This window comes from Pseudomonas sp. G166 (assembly GCF_037027455.2).
Taxonomy (GTDB): Bacteria; Pseudomonadota; Gammaproteobacteria; order Pseudomonadales; family Pseudomonadaceae; genus Aquipseudomonas.
On sequence record NZ_CP146985.1, the window covers coordinates 3908327 to 3934394 of the forward strand.

Annotated in this window: 23 protein-coding genes; 15 read left to right on the top strand and 8 right to left on the bottom strand. The window is 60.7% G+C overall.

Annotated features, from left to right (window positions below; genetic code table 11):
- Nucleotides 1–159: 159 nt before the first annotated feature.
- The 3 genes from dnaQ to SGN16_RS16845 all read right to left on the bottom strand — a co-directional run bounded on the left by dnaQ (nucleotide 160) and on the right by SGN16_RS16845 (nucleotide 2383).
- Nucleotides 160–924 carry a DNA polymerase III subunit epsilon gene (gene dnaQ, locus SGN16_RS16835; RefSeq protein ID WP_210639144.1) on the bottom strand — a complete coding sequence of 255 codons (765 nt, stop codon included), beginning with the start codon at nucleotides 922–924 and terminating at the stop codon, nucleotides 160–162.
- A 171-nt stretch (nucleotides 925–1095) separates the two neighbouring features.
- Complete coding sequence (rnhA, locus tag SGN16_RS16840; protein ID WP_210639146.1) at nucleotides 1096–1548, bottom strand: ribonuclease HI; 453 nt, start codon at nucleotides 1546–1548, stop codon at nucleotides 1096–1098.
- A 76-nt stretch (nucleotides 1549–1624) separates the two neighbouring features.
- Complete coding sequence (locus tag SGN16_RS16845) at nucleotides 1625–2383, bottom strand: methyltransferase domain-containing protein (protein WP_210639147.1); 759 nt, start codon at nucleotides 2381–2383, stop codon at nucleotides 1625–1627.
- A 65-nt stretch (nucleotides 2384–2448) separates the two neighbouring features.
- On the opposite strand from SGN16_RS16845, the gene gloB reads away from it, so the two are divergent.
- The 8 genes from gloB to fabI all read left to right on the top strand — a co-directional run bounded on the left by gloB (nucleotide 2449) and on the right by fabI (nucleotide 13182).
- Entirely contained in the window at nucleotides 2449–3216 is a 768-nt protein-coding gene (gene gloB / locus SGN16_RS16850) for a hydroxyacylglutathione hydrolase (RefSeq protein WP_335945778.1), read from the top strand.
- Nucleotides 3217–3315: 99 nt separating this feature from the next.
- A complete protein-coding gene (locus SGN16_RS16855) occupies nucleotides 3316–4767 on the top strand; it encodes a transglycosylase SLT domain-containing protein (RefSeq protein WP_335945779.1) in 1452 nt (483 codons plus the stop codon).
- Between the two features lie 207 nt (nucleotides 4768–4974).
- Complete coding sequence (locus tag SGN16_RS16860) at nucleotides 4975–6804, top strand: extracellular solute-binding protein (RefSeq protein WP_210645309.1); 1830 nt, start codon at nucleotides 4975–4977, stop codon at nucleotides 6802–6804.
- A complete protein-coding gene (locus SGN16_RS16865) occupies nucleotides 6801–8657 on the top strand; it encodes an extracellular solute-binding protein (protein WP_335945780.1) in 1857 nt (618 codons plus the stop codon). The genes SGN16_RS16860 and SGN16_RS16865 overlap by 4 nt, the downstream gene beginning before the upstream one ends.
- A 4-nt stretch (nucleotides 8658–8661) precedes the next feature.
- Nucleotides 8662–9735: a microcin C ABC transporter permease YejB gene (locus SGN16_RS16870; protein ID WP_335945781.1), complete on the top strand. Its 1074-nt coding sequence runs from the start codon at nucleotides 8662–8664 to the stop codon at nucleotides 9733–9735.
- A 1-nt stretch (nucleotide 9736) separates the two neighbouring features.
- On the top strand, nucleotides 9737–10756 hold the full coding sequence (locus tag SGN16_RS16875; RefSeq protein WP_135845059.1) for an ABC transporter permease: 1020 nt from the start codon (nucleotides 9737–9739) through the stop codon (nucleotides 10754–10756).
- A 1-nt stretch (nucleotide 10757) separates the two neighbouring features.
- The gene (locus SGN16_RS16880; protein ID WP_210639152.1) at nucleotides 10758–12368 is read left to right on the top strand and encodes an ABC transporter ATP-binding protein; all 1611 of its coding nucleotides are present in this window, start codon (nucleotides 10758–10760) and stop codon (nucleotides 12366–12368) included.
- Between the two features lie 19 nt (nucleotides 12369–12387).
- Nucleotides 12388–13182 carry an enoyl-ACP reductase FabI gene (gene fabI, locus SGN16_RS16885; protein ID WP_135845057.1) on the top strand — a complete coding sequence of 265 codons (795 nt, stop codon included), beginning with the start codon at nucleotides 12388–12390 and terminating at the stop codon, nucleotides 13180–13182.
- A gap of 189 nt (nucleotides 13183–13371) precedes the next feature.
- Here the strand turns inward: fabI and SGN16_RS16890 are convergent, their stop codons facing one another.
- The gene (locus SGN16_RS16890) at nucleotides 13372–14334 is read right to left on the bottom strand and encodes a sensor domain-containing diguanylate cyclase (protein ID WP_335945782.1); all 963 of its coding nucleotides are present in this window, start codon (nucleotides 14332–14334) and stop codon (nucleotides 13372–13374) included.
- 136 nt (nucleotides 14335–14470) lie between these two features.
- Between SGN16_RS16890 and SGN16_RS16895 the strand changes: the two genes are divergently transcribed.
- Nucleotides 14471–15295, top strand: a complete 825-nt coding sequence (locus SGN16_RS16895; protein WP_210639154.1) for an AraC family transcriptional regulator — start codon at nucleotides 14471–14473, stop codon at nucleotides 15293–15295.
- 29 nt (nucleotides 15296–15324) lie between these two features.
- Here the strand turns inward: SGN16_RS16895 and SGN16_RS16900 are convergent, their stop codons facing one another.
- Nucleotides 15325–15912, bottom strand: coding sequence for a LysE family translocator (locus tag SGN16_RS16900; protein ID WP_210639155.1), 588 nt, complete (start codon nucleotides 15910–15912; stop codon nucleotides 15325–15327).
- A gap of 143 nt (nucleotides 15913–16055) precedes the next feature.
- Between SGN16_RS16900 and SGN16_RS16905 the strand changes: the two genes are divergently transcribed.
- A complete protein-coding gene (locus SGN16_RS16905; RefSeq protein WP_335945783.1) occupies nucleotides 16056–17510 on the top strand; it encodes a TrkH family potassium uptake protein in 1455 nt (484 codons plus the stop codon).
- A 79-nt stretch (nucleotides 17511–17589) separates the two neighbouring features.
- Here the strand turns inward: SGN16_RS16905 and SGN16_RS16910 are convergent, their stop codons facing one another.
- Nucleotides 17590–18066, bottom strand: a complete 477-nt coding sequence (locus SGN16_RS16910; protein WP_210639157.1) for a hypothetical protein — start codon at nucleotides 18064–18066, stop codon at nucleotides 17590–17592.
- Between the two features lie 145 nt (nucleotides 18067–18211).
- Here SGN16_RS16910 and SGN16_RS16915 point away from each other — a divergent pair, with 145 nt between their 5' ends.
- The 3 genes from SGN16_RS16915 to SGN16_RS16925 all read left to right on the top strand — a co-directional run bounded on the left by SGN16_RS16915 (nucleotide 18212) and on the right by SGN16_RS16925 (nucleotide 20613).
- Complete coding sequence (locus SGN16_RS16915; protein ID WP_210639158.1) at nucleotides 18212–19294, top strand: trifunctional transcriptional activator/DNA repair protein Ada/methylated-DNA--[protein]-cysteine S-methyltransferase; 1083 nt, start codon at nucleotides 18212–18214, stop codon at nucleotides 19292–19294.
- A gap of 23 nt (nucleotides 19295–19317) precedes the next feature.
- On the top strand, nucleotides 19318–19935 hold the full coding sequence (locus SGN16_RS16920; RefSeq protein WP_335945784.1) for a DNA-3-methyladenine glycosylase: 618 nt from the start codon (nucleotides 19318–19320) through the stop codon (nucleotides 19933–19935).
- Nucleotides 19936–20124: 189 nt separating this feature from the next.
- Nucleotides 20125–20613, top strand: coding sequence for a GFA family protein (locus SGN16_RS16925; RefSeq protein ID WP_335945785.1), 489 nt, complete (start codon nucleotides 20125–20127; stop codon nucleotides 20611–20613).
- A gap of 136 nt (nucleotides 20614–20749) precedes the next feature.
- On the opposite strand, the gene miaE is transcribed toward SGN16_RS16925, so the two are convergent.
- Nucleotides 20750–21355, bottom strand: coding sequence for a tRNA isopentenyl-2-thiomethyl-A-37 hydroxylase MiaE (miaE, locus tag SGN16_RS16930; RefSeq protein WP_210639161.1), 606 nt, complete (start codon nucleotides 21353–21355; stop codon nucleotides 20750–20752).
- Between the two features lie 159 nt (nucleotides 21356–21514).
- On the opposite strand from miaE, the gene SGN16_RS16935 reads away from it, so the two are divergent.
- Nucleotides 21515–22378 carry a universal stress protein gene (locus SGN16_RS16935; protein ID WP_210639162.1) on the top strand — a complete coding sequence of 288 codons (864 nt, stop codon included), beginning with the start codon at nucleotides 21515–21517 and terminating at the stop codon, nucleotides 22376–22378.
- Nucleotides 22379–22486: 108 nt separating this feature from the next.
- On the opposite strand, the gene SGN16_RS16940 is transcribed toward SGN16_RS16935, so the two are convergent.
- Entirely contained in the window at nucleotides 22487–22957 is a 471-nt protein-coding gene (locus SGN16_RS16940) for a DUF1289 domain-containing protein (protein ID WP_210639163.1), read from the bottom strand.
- A gap of 408 nt (nucleotides 22958–23365) precedes the next feature.
- On the opposite strand from SGN16_RS16940, the gene acnB reads away from it, so the two are divergent.
- Entirely contained in the window at nucleotides 23366–25966 is a 2601-nt protein-coding gene (gene acnB / locus SGN16_RS16945; protein WP_210645311.1) for a bifunctional aconitate hydratase 2/2-methylisocitrate dehydratase, read from the top strand.
- The last annotated feature ends 102 nt before the right edge of the window (nucleotides 25967–26068 follow it).

Here is a 26068-nt window from a genome sequence, read left to right on the forward strand (position 1 = left end):
CTGTTACCTCAGGTTAGAAGGTACTGGCGATTGTGGCGAGAAATGAACGATGGATAACTCTGTGGGAGCGAGCTTGCTCGCGATGGCGGCGGCACATTTGGCAATGGCGCAAGCTGAACCACCGCTATCGCGAGCAAGCTCGCTCCCACAAGGAAAGTTTCATCCGTTCGCCGCGGCCTGCGCCTCGACCAACTGCGTCCACAGTGCCGGAGCACCGGCGGACTTGGCGATAGCTTCCAGACGCGCGGCATGTTCAGCCAGGTCGCTTTCACTGGCACGGATGACCCGCGATGGCTGGCGGTCAGCGGGCAAACGACGGATTTCCGTGGCCTGGTTGCCCGAGCCTTCGCCGGTACCGTTACCGTCCGAGGCGTTGCCGGCCAGGGACAAGCTGGTCTGGCCGCCGGTCATGGTCAGGTAGACGTCGGCCAGGATCTCGGAGTCGAGCAAAGCGCCGTGCAGTTCACGGCCGGAGTTGTCGACGCCGTAGCGCTTGCACAAGGCATCGAGGCTGTTGCGCTGCCCCGGGTGCCGTTCCCGAGCCATCATCAGGGTATCGAGAATCGTGCAATGCTGGGTGATGTCGGCCCGGTCGTGCTGGCCCATCAAGGCAAATTCGTTGTTGATGAACCCCACGTCGAACGCGGCGTTGTGGATGATCAACTGCGCGCCTTGGATGAATTCGAAGAACTCATCGGCCACTTCGGCGAAACGTGGCTTGCCCACCAGGAACTCGTTGGTGATGCCGTGCACGCCAATGGCGCCTTCATCACTTTCGCGATCCGGCTGCAGGTAAACGTGGAAATGGCGACCGGTCAGGCGCCGACCGATCAGCTCGACACAGCCGATTTCGATAATCCGGTGACCATCGGTCACCGGCATGCCGGTGGTTTCGGTATCCAGTACAACAGATCTGTTGGCCATCAGTGCTCAGCTCTCAACGGGCATGCTTGCAAAAGCGCGGATGTTAACACGCTCACCGAAGTACATCCGCAGTCTCCTGTCAGACAGGCATATGTGGCTTGGTGCTTCTGTGGCGAGGGAGCTAGCTCCCTCGCCACAGATCATCCTGTTCAGATCCTGCCAACACTCATATCAAGCCTGCTTGAAGCCCCGCACCTCATCCACCCCACGGTTGGCCAGTTGGTCGGCCCGTTCGTTGCCGTGGTGGCCGATGTGGCCGCGTACCCATTTCCAGGTAACGTTGTGGCGGTTGACCTGCTCATCCAGCTGTTTCCAGAGGTCGGCGTTTTTCACCGGCTCCTTGGCGGCCGTCTTCCAGCCGCGCTTCTTCCAATTGGCCATCCACTCGTTGATGCCCTTCATCACGTACTGCGAGTCGGTCACCAGGAGCACATCGCAGGGCCGCTTGAGCTCTTCCAGGCCGCGGATGGCGCCCATCAGTTCCATGCGATTGTTGGTAGTGTTGGTTTCGCCGCCCCAGAGTTCCTTCTCCACGCCCTTGCACACCAGCAACGCCCCCCAGCCGCCAGGGCCAGGGTTGCCCTTGCAGGCGCCATCAGTGAAGAGTTCTACGCTATCGCTCATGCCAATCTATCCAGAAAAAATGCAAAGGCCTGCCGATCGGGGCGACAACGCCCGAAGCCAGACCATCAGAAAAGGGTTACGGCTCGATGTGGCGACGATTGACCTTGGCCATCGGCAAGGGAATCAGCTTGCCCATCGGCTCGCGTCGCACCTGGCGCACCGGACGCAGCCCAACTGCGATCTTGCGCGCCACCAACAGATAGAAACCGCCGCCGGACAGTTGCCAGTCACCGGCCTTACGCTCCCAGCCGGCCAACCGGGCCTGCCACTTGGGCGACGCAAGCGGCGGACGATAGCACCCGAAGCGGCGTTTCTCCAGCGCGAAGCCCAACAGGTTGAGCCAGTCGCCGACCCGCGAGGCCGAGATGCAGCGGGCCTGGCGCAGGGCGTCGTGGGCGAACACGTGACGCAACCCCCAACTGCTCCAAGGATTGATGCCAATGATCAGCAGGTGCCCGCCGGGGCGCACGCTGCTGGCAGCTTCACGCAGCAAGCCATGGGGGGACAGGCAGAAATCCAGGCCATGCTGCAGCACCACCACGTCGGCGGCATGCTCGCTCAAGGGCCAGGCCTGCTCCTCGCAGACGATCTCTACCCCGGGCAATGGTGCGCCCAGGCGCACGTTGCGCTGCACCTGCGGCGCCGACGGCGGCGTCTGTGCCGAAGGCCCGTAATGCACCAGGTAGCCACCAAAAAACCGGCCCAGCTCGTCTTCGAGCATGCGCCGTTCTTCTTCCAGCAAAAATTGCCCGACAGGGCCGGACAACCAGTCACGGGCCGCGCTGATCAGCGCCAGCCAGTCAGGATCAGCCTGAGCGAACGCTTTATCGGTCATTGCATTCTCCAACGCGTCAGGAAGTTCTAAGATGCGCCTTTGTTTTCCGCTTGGCGAATTCCGCGATGATACAGATCAGTGCCCTGCCCGCGTTCACCGATAACTACATCTGGTTGTTACAGGACCACGCGACCCAACGCTGCGCTGTCGTCGACCCGGGTGACGCCGCACCGGTGCACGCCTGGCTCGACGCCCATCCGGGCTGGGCCTTGAGCGACATACTGGTCACCCACCATCACCATGACCATGTCGGCGGCGTCGAGGCGCTGAAAAACACGACGCACGCCACCGTCTACGGCCCGGCCAGCGAAAACATCCCGGCCCGGGATGTGGCGCTCAGTGACAACGACACGCTTAGCGTGCTCGGCATGGACTTCGATGTCTACGCGGTGCCCGGACACACCCTGGGGCATATCGCCTACTATCACCATGGCCTGCTGTTCTGTGGCGATACCCTGTTTGCCGCCGGTTGCGGCCGGCTCTTCGAAGGCACGCCTGCGCAAATGCACCACTCGCTCAGTCGCCTTGCCGCCCTGCCCGAAGATACGCTGGTCTACTGCACCCATGAATACACCCTCAGCAATCTGAAGTTCGCCACTGTGGTGGAACCGGGTAATCCGGACATTGCCGCCCGTCTGGAAAAAGTCAGCCGGCAACGCAACGAAGGCGTCATGACACTGCCCTCGACCCTCGCCTTGGAAAAGCTCACCAACCCGTTCCTGCGCACCGCTGAAACATCCGTTAAACAAAAAGCAGACGAACGGAACGGCCAGCGTAACGAGACGCCGAGCGAGGTTTTTGCGGCCTTGAGGGCTTGGAAAGATAAGTTCTAAGGAAGCTATCGATTGATATAAAAATTCTGAATGGTTGACCTGTTGGGGTGCGCTTCCTAGAATCGGCCGACATTTTTGCCCGGAACTTACTTCCAGCCAATGTCGTCATCTATACGCAGGTCCGCCCAGTCAGACACATTGACCCGCTTGGCTCAAGCCATTGCGGTGGCTGTGTCCGCGACACTGGCGGGCTGCCAGAGCACGAGCCAGGTGCCGCAGACCGACGCGGCCCACACGCCGAATATCGCCGCCCGCGCCAAGCAGAAACCTGTCTGGCTCAGTGAAAAACCCAGCCCCCAAGCGCCCCAGGATGTCTGGGAACGCATGCGCCAGGGCTTCCAGCTTCAAGAAACCGCCGGCGTCAATCCACGTATCGAGCAACAGCGCCTGTGGTTCGCCAGTAACCCGTCCTTTCTGGAAAACGCCGGCGAGCGCGGCAGCCTGTACATCCATTACATCGTCGAACGCCTCGAAGAACGCAACATGCCGTTGGAGCTGGCGCTGCTGCCGGTGATCGAAAGCGCCTACAACCCCATGGCCTATTCACGGGCCAACGCGGTAGGGCTGTGGCAGTTCATCCCGTCCACGGGGCGTTACTTCAACCTGCGCCAGACCCGTTTCTATGACGGGCGTCGCGACATCACTGCTTCCACCACGGCCGCCATGGATTACCTGACGCGCCTGCACGACATGTTCAACGGCGACTGGTTGCTGGCGCTGGCGGCCTATAACGCCGGTGAAGGCACGGTCAGCCGCGCCATCGAGCGCAACGAAAAGCTCGGCCTGCCCACCGATTACTGGAACCTGCCGCTGCCCAGCGAAACCCAGGCCTATGTGCCGAAGTTGCTGGCACTGTCCCAGGTCGTACTGTCGCCCGATGCCTACGGCGTGAACCTCAATCCGATCGCCAACGAACCCTATTTCCAGGTCGTCGAAATCAACCAGCGCATGGACCTGTCCAAGGTTGCGGCGGTGGCCAACATCGACGAAGACGAACTGTTCCAGCTCAACCCGGCCTTCAAGCAGCGCACCACCATCGACGGCCCGCAGCACCTGCTGGTGCCGACATCCAAGGCCCAGTTGCTGACCGCCAGCCTGTCGACCATGCGCCCCGAAGAGCTGATCAGCCAGCGTTCGCTCAAACCGGTTTTTGAAAACGTCGACGACAGTGAAGTGGAAGGCGCAAGACGCACCTACCGTGTCAAGCGCGGCGAAAACCTGGCCCAGATCGCCAAGGCCAACAATGTCCAGACCAAGGACCTGCAACGCTGGAACAAGCTCAGTGGCAACAAACTCAAGGTCGGCCAGACCCTGGTGATGCAAGACACCAAGCCCACCAAGACCACCGGCAAGCGCATCAGCACCGTGGTAGCCGCCAACACCAAGAGCGATAAAAGCAAGCAGACGCAGTACAAGGTCCAGCAGGGTGACTCGCTGTATGTGGTCGCCAAGCGCTTCAACGTGGAAATGCAGCACCTCAAGCGCTGGAATCCACGAATGGGCAAGGCACTCAAGCCTGGGCAGATGCTGACGGTCTACTCCCCGCATTGATCGACAATGATCGTACCCACGCTCTGCGTGGGCACGCATCCATTGGCGCTCTGCGTCACAGCGACGCGGAGCGTCCCGGGCGGCATTCCCACTCAGGAGCGGGGGAACGATCAAGCGTCCACAACGCTCCGCCTTTTTCCTGCCGATACAAGCTGTTACTGTACAGGCCATAAAAGCCCAAGCCGCCTGGATCGGATCTCAGACTTGATACGTCCCCTCCTCCTGCTCCTGATCAGCCTGGCCTTGAGCTCCCCCGCCAGCGCAACCATCAGCGAAAGCCATGGCTATGCGCAGTTCGGCACGCTCAAGTACCCGGCCAGATTCACCCACTTCGACTGGGTCAACCCGCAAGCGCCCAAGGGCGGTACCTTGCGGGTCATGGCATTCGGCACCTTCGATACGCTCAATCCCTATACATTCAAGGGCAGCAGCCCGGTTTCCACACCAAATTTCCTGCAATACGGCATCAACGAGCTGAACGAACCACTGATGGTGGGCACCGGCCAATACGCACCGTCCGGCGATGAGCCGACGTCGAGCTACGGCCTGATCGCCCAGTCGGTGGAGTACAGCGAGGACCGCAGCTGGGTGGTGTTCAACCTGCGACCCGAAGCGCGGTTTCACGATGGCGTGCCGATTACCGCCTATGACGTCGCGTTCTCCTACCGCACGCTGCTCAAGGACGGCCACCCGCAATACCGCACCAACCTGCAGGAAGTGCTGCGGGTCGACATTCTCAACCCGCTGAAAATCCGCTTTGTCTTCAAACGCGCGGGCAATCCGCTGCTGATCCTGCGCCTGGGTGAGTTGCCGGTGCTGCCCCAGCATTACTGGAAAGACCGCGACTTCAAGGCCACCACGTTCGAGCCGCCCTTGGGCAGCGGGCCTTACCGCATCACCAAGGTGCAGCCAGGTCGCCAATTGGTGTTCGAACGGGTCAAGGATTATTGGGCCAAGGACCTGCCGGTCAATCGCGGCAAATACAACTTCGACCGGATGGAGGTGGAGTTCTACCGCGACAGCGAAGTGGCCTTCGAAGCCTTCAAGGCCGGTGAATTCGACATCTACATCGAACACCAGGCCAAGAATTGGGCCAACGGCTATGACTTCCCGGCAATCAACCGCGGCGATGTGATCAAGGCGCAGATCCCCCACCAGATCCCGACCCAGACCCAGGGCCTGTTCATGAACACCCGGCGCAACACCTTTGCCGAGGTCAAGGTGCGCGAAGCCCTGGGGCTGATGTTCGATTTCGAGTGGACCAACCGCACGCTGTTCAGCGGCGCCTACAAGCGTACCCTCAGTTATTACCCCAACAGCGAATTCTCCGCCAGCGGCCTACCGGTGGGCCATGAATGGCTGCTGCTCAAGCCCTACCGTGAACAATTGCCGCTCAAACTGCTCACCGAGCCCTTCAGCCTGCCAAAGACCGACGGTCGCGGCATCCCCCGGGAAACCCTGCGCAAAGCCTTGGGCTTATTGAAGGAAGCCGGCTGGACCCTCAACGGCCAACGCCTGGTGAACGCCGACAGCCAGCCACTGAGCTTCGAGATCCTGTTGGTGAATCCGAACCTGGAGCGCATCCTGCAACCCTACGTTGAAAACCTCGCCAGCATCGGTATCCAAGCCCGGCTGCGCACGGTGGACCGCGCCCAGTACAAGCAACGCCTGGACCAGTTCGACTTCGACATGATCCTGCTGACCTTGAACCAGACCCTCAGCCCGGGCCTGGAGCAATGGCAGTACTTCCATTCCAGCCAGGTCGGGGTCAAGGGCAGCAAAAACTACGCGGGGATCGCCAATCCGGTGGTCGATCACCTGCTGGAGAAACTGCTGGCCGCCCGCACCCGCGACGAACAGGTCGCCGCCGGCAAAGCCCTGGACCGCGTGCTGCTGTGGCAGCACTACTGCATCCCCAACTGGTATCTCAACTATCATCGCCTGGCGTACCGCAACCGGTTCGCCTTCGTCACCACGCCGCCCTACACCCTGGGCCTGAGCGCATGGTGGCTGAAATCTTCGGAGAAAGATCAATGAAGCCTTTTCGCGCCCTGCTCCTGCAGGCCAGCAGCCTGTTATTCGCCGGGCTGGCCTGTGCCGCGCCGCAGCACGCCTTGACCCTGTACAACGAACCGCCGAAATACCCAGCCAATTTCAAGCATTTCGATTACGTGAACCCCGATGCGCCCAAGGGCGGGATATTCCGCCAGGGCGGGTTTGGCAGCTTCGACAGCCTCAACCCGTTCATCAGCAAAGGCGTACCGGCCGATGACATCGGCCTGATCTACGACACCCTGGCCAAGCAAGGCCTGGACGAACCCTTTACCGAATACGGCCTGATCGCCGAAAAAATCGAGAAGGCCCCGGACAATGGCTGGGTGCGTTTCTACCTGCGACCCGAAGCCCGCTTCAACGACGGCCATCCGGTGCGCGCCGAAGACGTCGTCTTCAGCTTCCAGACCCTGACCAAGGACGGCGCACCGATGTTCCGCGGCTATTACAACGACGTTGCCGAAGTCATCGCCGAAGAGCCGCTCAAGGTACTGTTCAAGTTCAAGCACACCAACAACCGCGAACTGCCGCTGATCCTCGGCCAACTGCCGGTATTGCCCAAACACTGGTGGGCCGATCGCGACTTCAACAAAGGCAACCTGGAGATCCCCCTGGGCAGCGGTCCGTACAAAGTCACCGAGGTGAAAGCCGGACGCTCGATCCGCTATGAGCGAGTGAAGGACTATTGGGGCAAGGACCTGCCGGTCAACCGTGGTTTCTACAATTTCGACGTGTTGACCACCGATTACTACCGCGACAACACCGTGGCGGTCGAAGCGCTCAAGGCCGGGCAGTTCGATTTCTGGCTGGAAATGAGCGCCAAGAACTGGGCCAACGCCTACAACATCCCGGCCGTGAGCGAAGGCCGCTTGATCAAGGAACAGATCGCCAACGGCAACCCCACCGGCATGCAAGGCTTTGTCTACAACCTGCGCCGGCCGATCTTCCAGGATGTGCGGGTACGCAAGGCCTTGAGCCTGCTGCTGGATTTCGAGTGGACCAACAAGCAACTGTTCAGCGGTGCTTACGCGCGCACTCGCAGCTATTTCGAAAATTCGGAAATGGCCGCCACCGGCCTGCCCGGCGAAGACGAGTTGAAGATTCTCGAACCCCTGCGCGGCAAGATTCCCGAGCAGGTCTTCACCGACGCCTTCCAGCCTTCGGTGTGCGACGGCAGCGGCATGATCCGCGACCAACAGCGCAAGGCCTACCAATTGCTGCAAGAAGCCGGCTGGCGCATCGTCAACGACAAGATGGTCGATGCCCAAGGCAAACCGGTGGTGCTGGAGTTCCTGCTGGCCCAGACCGAGTTCGAGCGGGTGCTGCTGCCGTTCAAGCGCAACCTGAGCGACCTGGGCATCGAACTGGTCATTCGCCGGGTGGACGTGTCCCAGTACATCAACCGCGTTCGCTCCAGGGATTTCGATATGGTGGTGGGCAGCTTCCCACAATCCAGCTCACCGGGTAATGAGCAGCGCGAATTCTGGATGTCGGCCGCCGCGGACAAACCTGGCAGCCGCAACACCATGGGCCTGAAGGACCCGGCCATCGATCAACTGGTTGAGCAACTGATCAACGCCGATTCACGCAAGAGCCTGGTGGCCCACGCTCGGGCACTGGACCGGGTGCTGCAATGGGGTTACTACGTGATCCCCAACTGGCACATCAAGACCTGGCGCGTGGCCTACTGGAACCACATCGGCCATCCAACCGTCACGCCGACCTATGACATCGGCACCACGACCTGGTGGGTCAAGCCGGATACCAAACCTGCCATCGAGGTAGAAAAACAAGTCATGGAACAACAGATCAACGCCGCTCCAGCGAGCGTGGAGTAACCCCATGCTGGCTTACATATTCAGGCGACTGCTGCTGATCATCCCGACCCTGTTCGGCATCCTGTTGATCAACTTCCTCATCATCCAGGCCGCGCCCGGCGGGCCGGTGGAGCAGATGATCGCCAAGCTCGAGGGTTTTGAAGGCGCCACCAGCCGTATTGCCGGCGGTGGTGCCGAAGTGTCGGTGGCCGGCTCCTCCTATCGCGGCGCCCAGGGCCTGGACCCAGCGCTGGTCAAGGAAATCGAGCGCATGTACGGCTTCGACAAGACGGCCCCCGAGCGCCTGTGGATCATGATCAAGAACTACGCCCACCTGGACTTCGGCGACAGCTTCTTCCGCGACGCCAAGGTCATCGACCTGATCAAGGAAAAGATGCCGGTGTCCATTTCCCTTGGGCTGTGGAGCACGCTGATCATGTACCTGGTGTCGATCCCGCTGGGGATCGCCAAGGCAACCCGGCACGGCAGCCATTTTGACGTATGGACCAGTTCGGCGATCATTGTCGGTTACGCGATCCCCTCCTTTCTGTTCGCCATTCTGCTGATCGTGGTGTTTGCCGGCGGCAGCTATTTCGACTGGTTCCCGTTGCGCGGGCTGACCTCCAACAACTTCGACGAACTGAGCATGGGTGGCAAGATCCTCGACTACTTCTGGCACCTGGCCCTGCCCGTGACCGCCTTGGTAATCGGCAACTTCGCCACCATGACCCTGCTGACCAAGAACAGCTTCCTCGACGAAATCAACAAGCAATACGTGGTCACGGCCAAGGCCAAGGGCCTGACCCGCCACCGCGTGCTCTATGGCCACGTGTTCCGCAATGCCATGTTGCTGGTGATCGCGGGGTTCCCGTCGGCGTTCATCGGGATTTTCTTCACCGGTTCCTTGCTGGTGGAAGTGATTTTCTCCCTCGACGGCCTGGGGCTGATGAGTTTCGAAGCAGCCATCAACCGTGACTACCCGGTGGTATTTGGCACGCTGTTCATCTTCACCCTGCTGGGGCTGGTGGTGAAACTGATCGGCGACCTGACCTACACCTTTGTCGATCCACGCATCGACTTCGAAAGCCGGGAGCATTGAGATGAACCTGTCCCCTCTCAATCGTCGCCGCTTCGAACTGTTCAAGGCCAACAAGCGCGGCTGGTGGTCGCTGTGGCTGTTCCTGGTGCTGTTCGTCCTGAGCCTGGGTGCCGAACTGATCGCCAACGACAAGCCGCTGGTGGTGCATTACGACGATGGTTGGTACTTCCCTGCCCTCAAGCGCTACCCGGAAACCACCTTCGGCGGCGAATTCCCCCTGGAAGCCAACTACAAGAGCCCGTACATTCGTGAACTGCTGGCCGCCAAGGACGCCTGGGTGCTGTGGGCACCGATTCCGTTCAGCTACCAGAGCATCAATTACGACCTGAAAGTCCCGGCACCGGCACCGCCCTCGGCCATGAACTGGCTGGGCACCGACGACCAGGGCCGCGACGTATTGGCCCGAGTGATCTACGGCTTCCGCATCTCGGTGCTGTTCGCCCTGACCCTGACACTGCTCAGCTCGATCATCGGCGTGATCGCCGGTGCCTTGCAGGGCTTCTACGGCGGCTGGGTCGACCTGGCCGGCCAGCGGTTCCTGGAGATCTGGTCCGGGCTGCCGGTGCTGTACCTGCTGATCATCCTGGCCAGTTTCGTCCAGCCGAACTTCTGGTGGCTGCTGGGCATCATGCTGCTGTTCTCGTGGATGAGCCTGGTGGACGTGGTCCGCGCCGAGTTCCTGCGCGGGCGCAACCTGGAGTATGTGCGCGCCGCGCGGGCGTTGGGCATGCAGAACGGCGCGATCATGTTCCGCCACATCCTGCCCAATGCCATGGTCTCGACCATGACCTTCATGCCGTTCATCCTCACTGGCGCCATCGGCACCCTCACCGCCCTGGATTTCCTCGGTTTCGGCCTTCCGCCTGGCGCGCCGTCCCTGGGCGAGCTGGTGGCCCAGGGCAAATCCAACCTGCAGGCGCCGTGGCTGGGCATCAGCGCGTTCGCGGTGCTGGCCCTGATGCTGAGCCTGCTGGTGTTCATCGGCGAGTCCGCTCGCGATGCCTTCGATCCGAGGAAGTGAAATGAACCAGGACAATCTGATCGAAGTACGCGACCTGTCAGTGGAGTTCATTGTCGGCGAACGCCGACAGCGGGTGGTCGAAGGCGTCAGCTTCGATATCAAGCGTGGTGAAACCCTGGCCCTGGTGGGCGAAAGCGGCTCGGGCAAGTCGGTGACCGCCCACTCGATCCTGCGCTTGCTGCCCTACCCGCTGGCCCACCACCCGACCGGGACTATCCAATACGCCGGGCAGGATCTGCTGGGCCTGAAAGAAAAAACCATTCGCCATATCCGCGGAAACCGGATCGCGATGATCTTCCAGGAGCCGATGACGTCCCTCAACCCGTTGCACTCCATTGAAAAACAGATCAATGAAGTGCTTGGCATTCACAAGGGCCTGACCGGCAAGGTCGCGACCCGCCGGACCCTCGAGTTGCTGGAGCTGGTGGGCATTCCCGAACCGCACAAGCGTCTCAAGGCCCTGCCCCATGAATTGTCCGGTGGCCAGCGCCAACGGGTAATGATCGCCATGGCCCTGGCCAACGAGCCGGAACTGCTGATTGCCGATGAACCGACCACGGCACTGGACGTCACCGTCCAGTTGAAAATCCTCGAACTGCTCAAGCAACTGCAGGCGCGACTGGGCATGTCGCTGCTACTGATCAGCCACGATTTGAACCTGGTGCGAAGAATTGCCCATCGCGTATGTGTCATGCAGCGCGGTTGCATCGTCGAACAGGCATCGTGCGCAGAGCTGTTTCGCGCACCGCAGCATCCGTACACTCGGGAACTGCTGGCCGCCGAACCCAGCGGCATCCCGGCGACCAACGCTGTCGGCCCGCCGCTGCTGCAGGTCGAGGACCTCAAAGTCTGGTTCCCGATCAAGAAAGGCCTGTTCAAACGCACGGTGGATTACATTAAAGCCGTGGACGGTATTCGCTTCAGCCTGCCTCAGGGCCAGACCCTGGGCATCGTTGGCGAAAGCGGTTCCGGCAAGTCCACGTTGGGATTGGCGATTTTGCGGTTGATCGGCAGCCAGGGCGGGATCCGCTTTGAAGGCAAACAACTCGACAGCCTGACGCAGCAACAGGTCCGGCCGCTGCGGCGCGAGATGCAAGTGGTGTTTCAGGACCCGTTTGGCAGCCTCAGTCCACGGATGTGTGTAAGCCAGATCGTCGGCGAAGGCTTGCGGATCCACAAGATCGGCACCGCAGCCGAACAGGAACAAGCGATAATCGCGGCATTGAAGGAGGTAGGCCTGGATCCGGAGACCCGGAACCGCTACCCCCATGAATTTTCCGGGGGCCAACGCCAGCGTATCGCCATTGCCCGGGCCCTGGTGCTCAAGCCGGCGTTGATTCTGCTGGATGAACCGACGTCGGCCCTGGACCGTACCGTACAACGCCAAGTGGTGGAGCTGTTACGGTCGCTGCAAACCAAGTACAACCTGACGTACCTGTTTATCAGCCATGACCTGGCTGTCGTCAAAGCGCTGAGCCACCAATTGATGGTGGTCAAGCATGGCCAAGTGGTCGAACAAGGTGATGCCCGCAGCATATTCGCCGCGCCGCAACACCCCTATACACAGCAGTTGCTGGAGGCCGCCTTCCTGGCCCCAACAACTGCCGAATAACCTGAAAGAGGAGCAACACATGGGTTTTCTCGCCGGTAAGCGCGTACTGATCGTCGGTGTCGCCAGCAAGCTGTCCATCGCATCCGGCATCGCCGCCGCCATGCATCGCGAGGGCGCTGAGCTTGCCTTCACTTATCAGAACGACAAACTCAAGGGTCGTGTCGAAGAGTTCGCACAAGGCTGGGGCTCGAGCCCGGAACTGTGCTTCCCGTGCGACGTGGCCAGCGATGAAGAAATCGCCAAGGTCTTCGAAGAACTGAGCAAGAAGTGGGACGGCCTGGACTGCATCGTGCACTCCGTGGGCTTTGCCCCAGGCGACCAGTTGGACGGCGACTTCACCGAGGCCACCACCCGCGAAGGTTTCCGCATTGCCCACGACATCAGCGCCTACAGCTTCGTCGCCCTGGCCAAGGCCGGTCGCGAAATGATGAAAGGCCGCAATGGCAGCCTGCTGACCCTGTCCTACCTGGGCGCCGAGCGCACCATGCCGAACTACAACGTCATGGGCATGGCCAAGGCCTCCCTGGAAGCCGGCGTGCGTTACCTGGCCGGTTCCCTGGGCCCGGAAGGCACCCGTGTCAACGCCGTGTCGGCTGGCCCGATCCGCACCCTCGCCGCTTCCGGCATCAAGAACTTCCGCAAAATGCTGGCCGCCAACGAAGCGCAAACCCCGCTGCGTCGTAACGTCACCATCGACGAAGTCGGCAACGCCGGCGCGTTCCTGTGCTCGGACCTGGCATCGGGCATCAGCGGTGAAATCATGTACGTAGACGGTGGTTTCAACACCACGGCCATGGGCAATATCGAAGAGTAATCTTCACGGTGCGCCCTTGCAGAAGTGCAGTAATTGGCGCCCAGTGTTCAAAAAAAGAAGCGCCGCCTGCCTTGTAAAGGGCAAGCGGCGTTTTTACTTCGACCGCCCTGGCCTTTACACCCTCAGGAATACATCAGCACACGAGGGCAAAAAACCATATTCAGAAAGTTATGGCGGTACCCAGCAACTCTATCGTCGCAGCGCCTGCTTTTGCGCATACATGGCCGCATCCGCTTCGGCCAGCAGGCCGTCGATCGACTGATGACGCTGCGGGTCGTATTCGATCTGACCCACGCTGAAGTGGATGTCATAGCCGCGCCGCAGCATCGCATTGCGCTCATCGAGGATTTCCTTGAGGCGCGCCATGATTGCCGAGGTCTCGACATGGGAAGAGCCGGTGAGCAACGCCACGAACTCATCGCCGCCCAAACGGCCGATCACATCACTCTCGCGAAAGGCGATACGCAACACGTCGGCGAAGGTCTTCAGCGCAGAATCGCCCTCGGCGTGCCCGAAGCGGTCGTTGATGGATTTGAAGTCATCGAGATCGAAGAACAGCAGCGTCGCCGGGCGGAATAGCCGCTCGCAAACGCTCAACGCATGCTGGGCCAGCATCTTGAAGCCGCGCCGATTGGACAGCAGCGTCAGTTCGTCCATGCTCGCCATCTGCACCGCGATCATTTCCTGCTCGGCCATGCGCGCCAGGTCGCGCAGCAGCTCGCGCTCCTCGTCATTGAGCTTGCGCGGCCGGGTGTCGAGCAGGCACAACGTGCCAATCATGCTGCCATCGTCCATCCCCAGCGGGTACCCGGCGTAGAAGCGGATGCCTGGCTTGGCCGTGACCAACGGGTTATCGCGAAAGCGCTCGTCCTGCTCCGCATCGCAGATTTCCATGATCTGATCTTGCAAAATCGCGTGTCCGCAGAAAGAAATCTCCCGCGAGGTTTCACTGGCGTCCATGCCGACATTGGATTTGAACCACTGTCGGTTGGCATCCACCAGGGATACCAGCGCAATGGGCACATCGAACAGACGCCGGGCAAGGCGAGTCAGACGATCAAATCGCTCCTCGGGCGCGGTGTCGAGCAGCTTGAGCGACCGCAGGTTTTTCAGGCGAGCAGCTTCGTTGTCCGGTTTACCTGGCGCGAGCATCGGGAACTCCGTTGGCGGGACTTTCTGAAGTCTAGTCCACGCCCACCCCCCTTCAAACCCAATGACCAAATCAAACGGGCATTTACCGGCTCGGGCTAATACACTGCTTCACAGGTTCAAACGAGGACGCTGACCGATGAAGCCTGCCACCCATGACGCCGCCCCACGTTTCTGGCGTGACGCAGCCCTGCCCTTCATCGAAGCCCGGGCCATCGCCGATGGGCGCAAGGTCTGTTATTCACGCCACTCCCACGACCATTTTTCCATCGGGGCCATCACCGCCGGGCGCAGCACTTATATTCACGAACGCTCGAATTTCCAGGTGCAGAGCGGCACGGTCGTGCTGATGAACCCCGGTGATGTCCATGCGTGCAACCCGATCGACGATGAGCCATGGTCGTATGTGATGCTGTACGTCGACACCCAGTGGCTAAGAGATTTGCAGCGCCGTATCGGCTTTGACGAGACCCTGGACTTCCAGGGTTTCGCGACCACCCACAGTCGCGATATCGAGCTGTTTAAGGGCCTGCAAGGGCTGTATGCGCAACTGGTGGATGAACAGCTCGATACCGATCACAAGCGCGCTGCCGTCGAGGCGTTCTTCACTGACCTGCAACAACGGCTTAACCCCGCCGGCCGACCAGACCGCGGTAGCCATCCGGGACTGATGCGAGCGGCGCAGTTTATCCACGACCATTGCACCGAGGCGCTGAAGCTCGACGACATCTGCGCCGCCGCGCAACTCTCACCGTCTTACCTGAGCCGCGCCTTCAAGCACCATTACGGAATGACGCCCCATGCCTTCCTGGTCAACCGCCGAATCCAGTTCGCTCGCCGGCAATTGCGCGAAGGCAAGCTGATTGCCGATGTGGCGCTGGACAGCGGGTTTGCCGACCAGGCGCATTTCCAACGGGCCTTCAAGCAGCACCTGGCGGCTACGCCGGGTCAGTATCGGGGCTGACACGGCCCCGCACTTCTGTGGCTCGTGACTCAAGGCAGCAGCAAATACACCGCACTAGCCACCAGCAACACCGCCATCGTCCGGTTGAACAGGCGCATGGTCGCCGGATTACCCAGCCAGCTGCGCAAGAAGCTGCCGGCGTAGGCCCAGCAGCCCACCGAGACGTAGCAAATCACCAGGTAGATTGCCGCAAACTGCCACACCAGCCGTGCCTCGCCATCCGCCACGAACGCACCCATGCCCGCCACGCAGGCCAGCCAGGCCTTGGGGTTGAGCCACTGCATCAGTGCGCCATAGAACATAGAGGGTGCCCGCCCCTCGTCCGCGCCGCCCAAATGCCCATTGTCCATCGCCAGTTTCCAGGCCATGAACAACAGAAACCCCACGCCACCCAGTTGCACCACCCGCGTGAGCCCAGGCCAGCGTTGTAGCACTTCATGCAACCCAAGCCCCATCAGCACCAGCAACAAGACAAAGCCCAGCGTCGCGCCGGTCACATGGTGCAAAGTGGCGCGAAAGCCGTACCGGGCCCCGGAGCTGAGGGCCACGATGTTGACCGGCCCCGGCGTGATGGAGGCGACCAGGGCAAACGCCGCCATGGAAAGAATCAGACTCATCGCATACCTTCTTCATATCTGTGAGGTGGCGATCAAGATAAATTGCCAATCGCGGGCGGTATTGAACAAAACTGCCTAAGGGGGCTACCCATCAGCCCACCACAAAAACAATACTGTGCGGCTCATTCATTCAGGCGTGTTCTATGTCCATTGCGGTAGTGCGGTTCATCGGTTTCATCCTCGGTATTTTCCTGATCACCCTGGCCGCCAGCATGGCAATCCCACTTTTGACGCTGGTGATGTACGAACGCAACGATGACCTGTCGGCGTTCTTGTGGTCGAGCCTGATCACCTTTGTCTGCGGCATCGCGCTGGTGGCTCGCGGTCGGCCTGCACACACCCAGATGCGCCCGCGGGATATGTACCTGCTGACCACCGCCAGTTGGGTCATCGTCTGCAGCTTCGCGGCCCTGCCCATGGTGTTCATCCAGCACATCAGCTACACCGATGCCTTTTTCGAGACCATGTCCGGCATCACCACCACCGGCTCGACCATCCTCACCGGTTTGGACAATGCCTCCCCAGGCCTGTTGATCTGGCGCTCGATGTTGCACTGGCTCGGCGGGATCGGCTTCATCGGCATGGCGGTGGCGATCCTGCCGCTGCTGCGGGTCGGCGGCATGCGACTGTTCCAGACCGAATCGTCGGACTGGTCGGAGAAAGTCACACCACGTTCCCATGTCGCGGCAAACTACATTCTGTGGATCTATGTCGGGTTGACCGCCCTCGCCACCCTGGCCTTGTGGCTGGCCGGCATGACGCCCTTCGAAGCGATCAATCATGCGATGTCACTGATTTCCACGGGCGGCTTTTCCACCTCGGACGCTTCCCTGGGGCACTGGCCCCAACCGGCCATTCACTGGGTATCGGTGGTCGTCATGATGGCCGGCTCGTTACCTTTCACCTTGTATGTCGCCACCTTGCGCGGCAACACCCGCGCGTTGCTCAAGGACCAACAAGTCAGGGGGTTCGTCGGATTCCTGGTCATCACCTGGCTCGTGGTGGGGACTTGGCTGAGCCTGAACAGCGACAACACCTGGTGGGACGCGGTCCGTATCGTGGCGGTCAACGTGACGTCGGTGGTCACCACCACGGGCGTCGCGCTGGGGGACTACACGCTTTGGGGCAGTTTTGCCTTGCTACTGTTTTTCTATTTGACGTTCGTCGGCGGTTGCTCGGGATCGACGGCCGGCGGACTGAAGATCTTCCGCTTCCAGGTGGCCGGCACGTTGTTGATGGGTAGTTTGAAACAGCTGATCCATCCCCGGGCGGTGATCCAGAAAAAATACAACAATCATCCCATCGATGAAGAAATCGTCCGCTCACTGCTGACGTTTTCGTTTTTCTTCACCATTACCATCGGCGCTATCGCCCTGGGGCTGGCGCTGATCGGCCTGGACTGGACAACAGCCTTGACCGGCGCGGCCACCGCCGTGTGCAACGTGGGGCCCGGACTGGGCACCATCATCGGGCCAGCCGGTAACTTCTCGACGTTGCCGGATGCGGCCAAATGGCTGCTGACTATTGGCATGCTGCTGGGCCGACTGGAAATCCTGACCGTCCTGGTGTTGTTCACGCCAGTGTTCTGGAAGTATTGAACCCTTCGGGTAATGCGAAGCAGAAAAAATAAAAAAGCCGCAACGCCCTGAACAGGCGTCGCGGCTTTTTTTCAAACGATCAGCGGTCGTTCTTGGTCGAAGAGCTGGTCGCGTTGGTCAGTCCCTTGGTGTTATGCGTACCCGGTGTCGCTGTGGAAATAGCGGAGGCCTTGGTCAAGCCGCGAGTATCGCGGTCCTTGGCGATGCTCGAGGTGAGCGAAGCCTTGCTGGTTCGGTCGGTGCGGGTGGTACCGGTGTGCTTGCCGCTCAGGCCATGATCACGGGTGCGGGTGCCGGTGTGGTCGCTGCTCAATCCTTTGCCAAGGCCGCTGGAATCGCTGGACTTGCCACTGCCCTGTCCACCGCCAACGCCTCCACCGTGGCCACCGCCATTACCGCCGCCGTTTCCACCACCGTTGCCGCCACCGCCACCATTGCCACCACCGGCGGCGTAGCTCGCACCGATTGGCGACAGGTCGGCGGGCAGCAAGGCCGAGGCACCCAGCATCAGGGCACAGACAGCGAGGGCGATCAGGGGTTTCTTATGCTTGGACATGATGTCTCCGAAAGACAAAAACAACGGTTGAACCTTTAAGACTCGGGGGTTCAACTTTTGTTCGTGACCGTCCGACCAAGTGAACGGAAATTCACTGTCGATTTTTCGGTGGAGTCGCCTCCGGCACGGTTCTATGCTCAGCGCCATGAACCTACATGACTCGCTGCTCCCGCCCCATGCCGAGATGGTCCGCGCCATGCTCGAACGAGACACCGCCTACGAGGGGGTGTTCTTCACTGCGGTCAAGACCACCGGCATTTTCTGTCGCCCCAGTTGCACAGCGCGCAAACCGAAACCAGAGAACGTTGAGTTCTTTGCCCACGCCGACGAAGCCCTATCAGCCGGCTATCGGGCCTGCCTGCGCTGCAAGCCGCTGGATGCCGCAGCCATCGCGCCGGACTGGATCCAGGCCCTGCTCAAGGCCGTGGACGCCGAACCTGACCTGCGCTGGACCGACGCCCGGTTGCAGGAACAAGGCATCGAACCACTGAAACTGCGACGCTGGTTCAAGCAGCATTTCGGCATGACCTTCCATGCGTATCTGCGGACCCGACGCTTGGGAATCGCCCTGGGCGGTATCAAGGAAGGGGCCTCCATCGACAATGCCGCGTTCGATTCCGGTTATGAATCACTGAGCGGTTTTCGTGACGCCTTCGTCAAATCCTTCCACATCACGCCAGGCCGCGCGGCCCTCAGCGAACCCTTGCTGTTCACCCGCCTGACCACGCCATTAGGCCCCATGCTGGCCATGGCCGAGCGGCGCGGCCTGGTACTGCTGGAGTTCCTCGATCGCCCGGCGCTGACCAAGGAATTGCAAGAGCTGCAGCAACGCTACGGCTACACCGTCGTGCCGGGCCACAACGCTCATTTGCAACAGATCGAAACCCAACTGGCCGAGTATTTCGCCGGTAAGCTCACGGCATTCAACGTCCCGCTGCACATGCCCGGCAGCGCCTTTGCCGTACGGGTCTGGGCTGAACTGCAAAGAATCCCCTACGGCGAAACCCGCAGCTACGGCGGCATCGCCGCAGCCCTGGGCAGCCCTGGCGCCAGCCGTGCGGTGGGTCTGGCCAACGGGCAGAATCGCCTGGCCATCGTCATCCCCTGCCACCGGGTGATCGGTGCGGACGGTTCGTTGACCGGCTATGGTGGCGGACAACCGCGCAAGGCATTTCTGCTGCGGCTGGAAAAAGCCGCGGTACAGGTTTCCCTGCCGCTGGCGTTTTGATCGGCCTGGAGAATGAACGACTGATGCCTGTGCCCTATCAAGCAGCAAGCACCTTTCTGGCAAGCCTGGATGAGGACTGGCGACGCCATGTCGAGGCGACCGGTCCTTGCCTGTTACAGCCCAAACCGGCCCGCGATCCCTATGAAGCCCTGGTGCGGGCGATTGCCTACCAGCAACTGCACGCCAAGGCCGGCGATGCGATTCTTGGTCGGCTGCTGGCGTTGTTCCCGGCGCAGACCTTCCCCAGGCCTGAGCAGCTTCTGGCGACGGACGCTGCGCAAATCAGAGGCTGCGGGTTCTCGGCCAGCAAGATTGCGACCATACAAGGCATCGCCCAAGCGGCGTTGGATGGGGTGGTACCGGATTACGCCACGGCACTGGCCATGGAGGATGAAGCGTTGATCGAGCGCCTGATCGCCTTGCGCGGCGTCGGCCGCTGGACCGTGGAGATGCTGCTGATCTACAGCCTGGAGCGACCGGACATCCTGCCGGGCGATGATTTTGGGGTGCGCGAAGGCTATCGACGGCTCAAGGGGTTGGCACAGCAGCCCAGCCGCAAGCAGATGGTTGAGACTGGACTGGCGTGGAGCCCTTATCGGACGGTAGCGGCGTGGTATTTGTGGCGGGTGCCTGGCCGCTAGACCGTGTCATCGTTCATCGCTCGCGCATTTCGATCTTCAGTGGCCACAAATAATCTGCACATAAAAAATCACTTGTGGGAGCGAGCCTGCTCGCGATGGCGTCCGTACATTCAGCATAAATTCAACGGCCCAGAAACACCGACCGTCTAGGCTGTCCAGAGTCATTCCAATCCCCCATTGGAGGTTCTCATGCAGCTAGAAGGATCCTGCCACTGCGGCGCGGTGTCGTTCAGCCTCGACAGCGCCCACCCCTACCCTTATCAGCGCTGCTACTGCTCGATCTGTCGCAAGACCCAGGGCGGCAGCGGTTTTGCCATCAACCTGGGGGGCGACGCCCGGAGCCTGCGGGTACGCGGTCGCAAGCACATCTCGATCTACCATGCACGGCTCAAGGATGAAGGGGATAAACGCGCCCACCGCAGCAGCGCCGAACGGCATTTCTGTTCCCTCTGCGGCTCGGGGCTATGGTTGTTCAGCCCTGAATGGCCGGAGCTGATCCACCCTTTCGCCTCAGCCATCGACACACCGTTGCCGGTAGCGCCGGAGCACACTCACCTGATGCTCGGCTCCAAGGCGCCGTGGGTGGAAGTCGAGGCGCATCCAGGGGATCAACAGTTCGAGGTCTACCCCGAGGAGTCCATTGCCCAGTGGCATGAGCGCCTGGGTCTGACCGTTTAAGAGGCGGCGCTGCAGAAGGCCCTATCGCGAGCAAGCTCGCTCCCCACAGGGGATTTTCTGTGTACACATTACTTGTGAACACTGAAGATCAGATGTGGGAACGAGCCTGCTCGCGATGGCGTCAGGCCAAACAACCCTATGTCGTCGGCACACCACTGTGGAACCGAAACTCCACATCCGGCGATTCGATCAGCTCGCGCTCAGCGTCACGCACCTTGTCGATCACCTGGGCAATGTCCTTGGCGTCGCCATATTGGTAGGCCAGCTTCAGGTAACCCTGGAAATGCCGGGCCTCGCTTTTCAGCAAACCGAAATAGAATTTACCCAGCTCTTCATCCAGATGCGGTACCAAGGCCTCGAAACGCTCGCAGCTGCGGGCCTCGATGAACGCCCCGACCACCAGGGTATCCACCAGTTTGACCGGCTCATGGCTGCGTACCACCTTGCGCAGCCCTGAGGCGTAGCGCCCGGCGGAGAGCTGGCGCAAGCCGATCTTGCGCTTTTTCATCAGGCGCATGACCTGCTCGTGATGCACCAGTTCTTCCCGGGCCAGGCGCGACATCAAGTTGATCAGGTCGACGTGGGAGTGGTACTTGGCGATCAGGCTCAGGGCAGTACTGGCGGCCTTGAATTCGCAGTTCTTGTGGTCGATCAGCAACGTTTCCTGGTCGGCCAGCGCGGCCTGGACCCAGGCATCAGGGGTGCGGCAACCAAGGAATTCGTGAATTTCGGGAAGGATCATGGGGCTCACGGGAAAAGGTAGTCGAGCGAAGGGCGCCGATTATACCGGCCTGCCCCCAGACCACCAGTCACCGCCGTTGATATGCATCAAGTCGACGACTGAGCCACAACAACTATAGTTGAGCAACGCCATGCCTTTTCATTGCTGGAGACGCCGATCATGCAAGCCATTCGCAGCATCCTGGTGGTCATCGACCCCGAACACTCGGAAAGCCTGGCGCTCAAGCGCGCCAAGCTGATTGCCGGTGTCACCCAGGCCCACCTGCATCTGCTGGTGTGTGACAAAAAGCATGACCATGCCGGCATGCTCAGCGTGCTGAAGGCCGCGCTGCTGGCGGACGGCTACAGTGTCACCACCGAACAGGCCTGGAACGAAAGCCTGTACGAAACCATCATCGACGTGCAGCAAGCCGAAGGTTGCGGCCTGGTGATCAAGCAACATTTTCCCGACAGCCCGCTGAAAAAAGCCCTGCTCACCCCGGCGGACTGGAAACTGCTACGTCATTGCCCGACCCCGGTGCTGCTGGTGAAAACCGCCGGCTCCTGGAAAGACAAGGTGATTCTGGCGGCCGTCGACGTCGGCAATACCGATGGCGAGCACCGTCACCTGCACAACACCATCATCGATCACGGCTACGACATTGCCATCCTGGCCAAGGGACACCTGCACGTGATCAGTGCCCACCCCACGCCAATGCTCTCGTCCGCCGACCCGACCTTCCAGCTCAAGGAAACCATCGAGGCCAAGTACCGCGAACAATGCCAGGCGTTCCAGGCTGAGTTCGACATCGACGACCAACACCTGCACATCGAAGAAGGTCCGGCGGACGTCCTGATTCCATATATGGCGCGCAAGCTGCAGGCGGCGGTGACAGTGATCGGCACCGTGGCTCGCTCGGGGTTGTCTGGAGTCCTGATCGGCAATACCGCCGAAGCAGTGCTCGATACGCTGGAAAGCGACGTGCTGGTGCTCAAGCCGCAGGAAGTCGAGGATCATCTGGTGGAGTTGGCGGTCAAGGATTGAGGCTTCGTTCTCCTCAGAATCGCCATCGCGAGCAAGCTCGATCCCACAGGAGATCTGTGGGTTTCCGAGCCCTGTGTGGGGCAAGCTTGCTCGCGATGCCTTTAAAGCTCAGCCGCCAATCGCATCCTTCAGGAACCCCGGCGCGATGTAGCGCTGGTAATGGGCTTCGGACAGGAGGAAAAATTCCCGATCAATGGCGTCCCGCAGGTCAGGCAGTTCCCAGTCGCGGAATTCCGGCATCAGCACCATACCGTAGGCTTCCAGGTTGTTGATCACCCGCGCGCCCCGGGCGATCAACTGATACGCCCAGCAATATTGCGACTGATGCGGCACAAAGCGGATCTTGCGTGCCTCCAATTGCTGGCGCAGCAATCCGGGGTCGAAAACCTCCAACTTGGCCACCATCACCTGGACCAACAGTTGCTCCAGACGCATCCACACCGCGCGTTTCTCCTCCTCGTTGTAGCCGTTCCAGTGAATCACTTCATGGTGGAACCGCTTGCAGCCACGGCACACCAGGTCACCGTAGACAGTGGAGCAGAGGCCGACACAGGGGGTCTTGATGAGCTGGTTGGGCATAAGGAAAAACGCACGCAAAAGCAGGACAGGCCGGCATGTTAGCCCTTTGTCTAAGATTGATCACCCCTTCAAACTTCATAGTCCAACTTACCTTTAATTTTTTTTTGCCGTAGAATCAGCCAGCCTTTTAAGGCGCCAATGTCCGTTAGAAGCTGTTTTCAAAGCGTCACGAGCACAGTCGTTCCTTCAGAGCGGTGTTGGCGAAGGGTCTTTCCAGCGGGGAAAGCCCAACGCCAACCCTCATCAGCTCCCCGTTCTGCAGGCGTAAAACTTTGAAAGCAGCTTCTGTGAGGAACTCCGGAAACTCTGGCGTGGTGGCTCAAAAAGCCTCCGACGCGCATGAGTACCGTGGGTTTCTGGATGAGCGTCCCGGACACCCATTTGGGACCACTGATGAGGGTAATAACTGTGCTTGAAGCCTACCGCAAACATATCGAAGAGCGCGCAGCACTGGGTATCGTTCCCCAGCCGCTTAACGCCGAACAAACCGCAGGCCTGATCGAGCTGCTGAAAAATCCCCCGGCTGGCGAAGAAGCTTTCCTCGTTGACCTGATCACCAATCGTGTTCCGCCTGGAGTCGACGAAGCCGCCTACGTCAAGGCCGGTTTCCTGTCCGCCCTGGCCAAGGGCGAAGCCCAATCCCCTCTGCTGGACAAGAAGCGCGCCGTTGAACTGCTCGGCACCATGCAGGGCGGCTATAACATCGTGACCCTGGTGGATCTGCTGGACGACGCCGAGCTGGCGCCGGTCGCGGCCAAGGAACTCAAGCACACCCTGCTGATGTTCGACGCCTTCCACGACGTGGCTGAAAAAGCCAAGAACGGCAACGTTCACGCCAAGGCCGTGCTGCAATCCTGGGCCGACGGCGAGTGGTTCAAGAACCGCCCTGTACTGGCCGACAAGATCAGCCTGCGGGTATTCAAGGTTACCGGCGAAACCAACACCGACGACCTGTCCCCTGCCCCTGATGCCTGGTCCCGCCCGGACATCCCGCTGCACGCCCTGGCCATGCTGAAAATGGCCCGTGACGGCATCGTGCCTGATGAACAAGGCAAGACCGGCCCGATGAAGCAGATCGAAGAGATGCGTGGCCAAGGCTTCCCGATCGCCTACGTCGGTGACGTGGTCGGTACCGGTTCGTCGCGTAAATCGGCAACCAACTCGGTACTGTGGTTCTTCGGCGACGACGTTCCTTTCGTTCCGAACAAGCGTGCCGGCGGCTTCTGCTTCGGCAGCAAGATCGCACCGATTTTCTACAACACCATGGAAGACGCCGGCGCCCTGCCGATCGAATTCGATGTGTCCAACATGCACATGGGCGACGTGATCGACCTGTACCCGCATGCTGGCAAAGTCTGCAAGCACGGTACCGATGAAGTCCTGACCACCTTCGAAATGAAGACCCCGGTCCTGTTGGACGAAGTCCGTGCCGGCGGCCGTATCCCACTGATCATCGGCCGTGGCCTGACCGAGAAGGCACGCGCCGAGCTGGGCCTGCCACCGTCGGACCTGTTCAAGAAGCCGGAAGCACCGGCCGAAAGCACCAAGGGCTTCACCCTGGCGCAGAAAATGGTCGGCAAGGCCTGCGGCGTCAAGGGCGTCCGTCCTGGCACCTACTGCGAGCCTAAAATGACCACCGTCGGCTCCCAGGACACCACTGGCCCGATGACCCGTGACGAACTCAAGGACCTGGCGTGCCTGGGCTTCTCGACCGACCTGGTGATGCAGTCCTTCTGCCACACCGCGGCCTATCCAAAGCCGATCGACGTGACCACCCACCACACCCTGCCTGACTTCATCATGACCCGTGGCGGCGTGTCCCTGCGTCCGGGCGACGGCATCATCCACAGCTGGCTGAACCGCATGCTGCTGCCGGACACCGTCGGTACCGGTGGTGACTCCCACACCCGTTTCCCGATCGGTATCTCGTTCCCGGCCGGTTCCGGCCTGGTGGCCTTCGCCGCTGCCACCGGCGTCATGCCGCTGGACATGCCGGAATCGATCCTGGTTCGTTTCAAGGGCAAGCTGCAACCGGGCGTCACCCTGCGCGACCTGGTGCATGCCATCCCTTACTACGCGATCCAGAAAGGCCTGTTGACCGTAGAGAAGAAAGGCAAGAAGAACGCCTTCTCCGGCCGCATCCTGGAGATCGAAGGTCTGGAAACCCTGACCGTCGAGCAAGCCTTCGAACTGTCCGACGCCTCGGCCGAACGTTCGGCTGCCGGTTGCACCATCAAGCTGTCCAAGGAATCGATTGCCGAGTACCTGCAATCGAACATCACCCTGCTGCGCTGGATGATCGGCGAAGGCTACGGCGATGCCCGCACTCTGGAACGTCGTGCCCAGGCGATGGAAGCCTGGCTGGCCAACCCGGAACTGCTGGAAGCCGACAAGGACGCCGAATACGCCGAAGTCATCGAGATCGACCTGGCCGACGTCAAGGAGCCTGTGCTCTGCGCGCCGAACGACCCGGACGACGCCCGCCTGCTGTCCAGCGTTGCTGGCCAGAAGATCGACGAAGTGTTCATCGGTTCGTGCATGACCAACATCGGTCACTTCCGCGCTGCCGGTAAACTGCTGGATCAGGTCAAGGGTCAGCTGCCAACCCGTCTGTGGCTGTCGCCACCGACCAAGATGGACGCTCACCAACTGACCGAAGAAGGCTACTACGGCATCTACGGCAAGGCTGGTGCACGGATGGAAATGCCAGGCTGCTCGCTGTGCATGGGTAACCAGGCACGCGTCGAGCCGAACTCCACCGTGGTGTCGACTTCGACCCGTAACTTCCCGAACCGTCTGGGTGACGGCGCGAACGTCTACCTGGCTTCGGCCGAACTGGCGTCCGTTGCGTCCATCCTGGGTCGCCTGCCGACCGTCGAGGAGTACATGGAATACGCTGGCAAGATCGACAGCATGGCAGCGGACGTATACCGCTACCTGAGCTTCGACCAGATCGCCGAGTTCCGTGAAGCAGCTGCAAACGCCAACATCCCGGTCGTTCAAGCCTAACGCTTCAACGCCCGACTAAAAACGCCGCCCTTCTTGCGAGGGGCGGCGTTTTTTTATGCCTGCTGTTTCGATGCAATCGGAGCAACCGCTATCGCGAGCGAG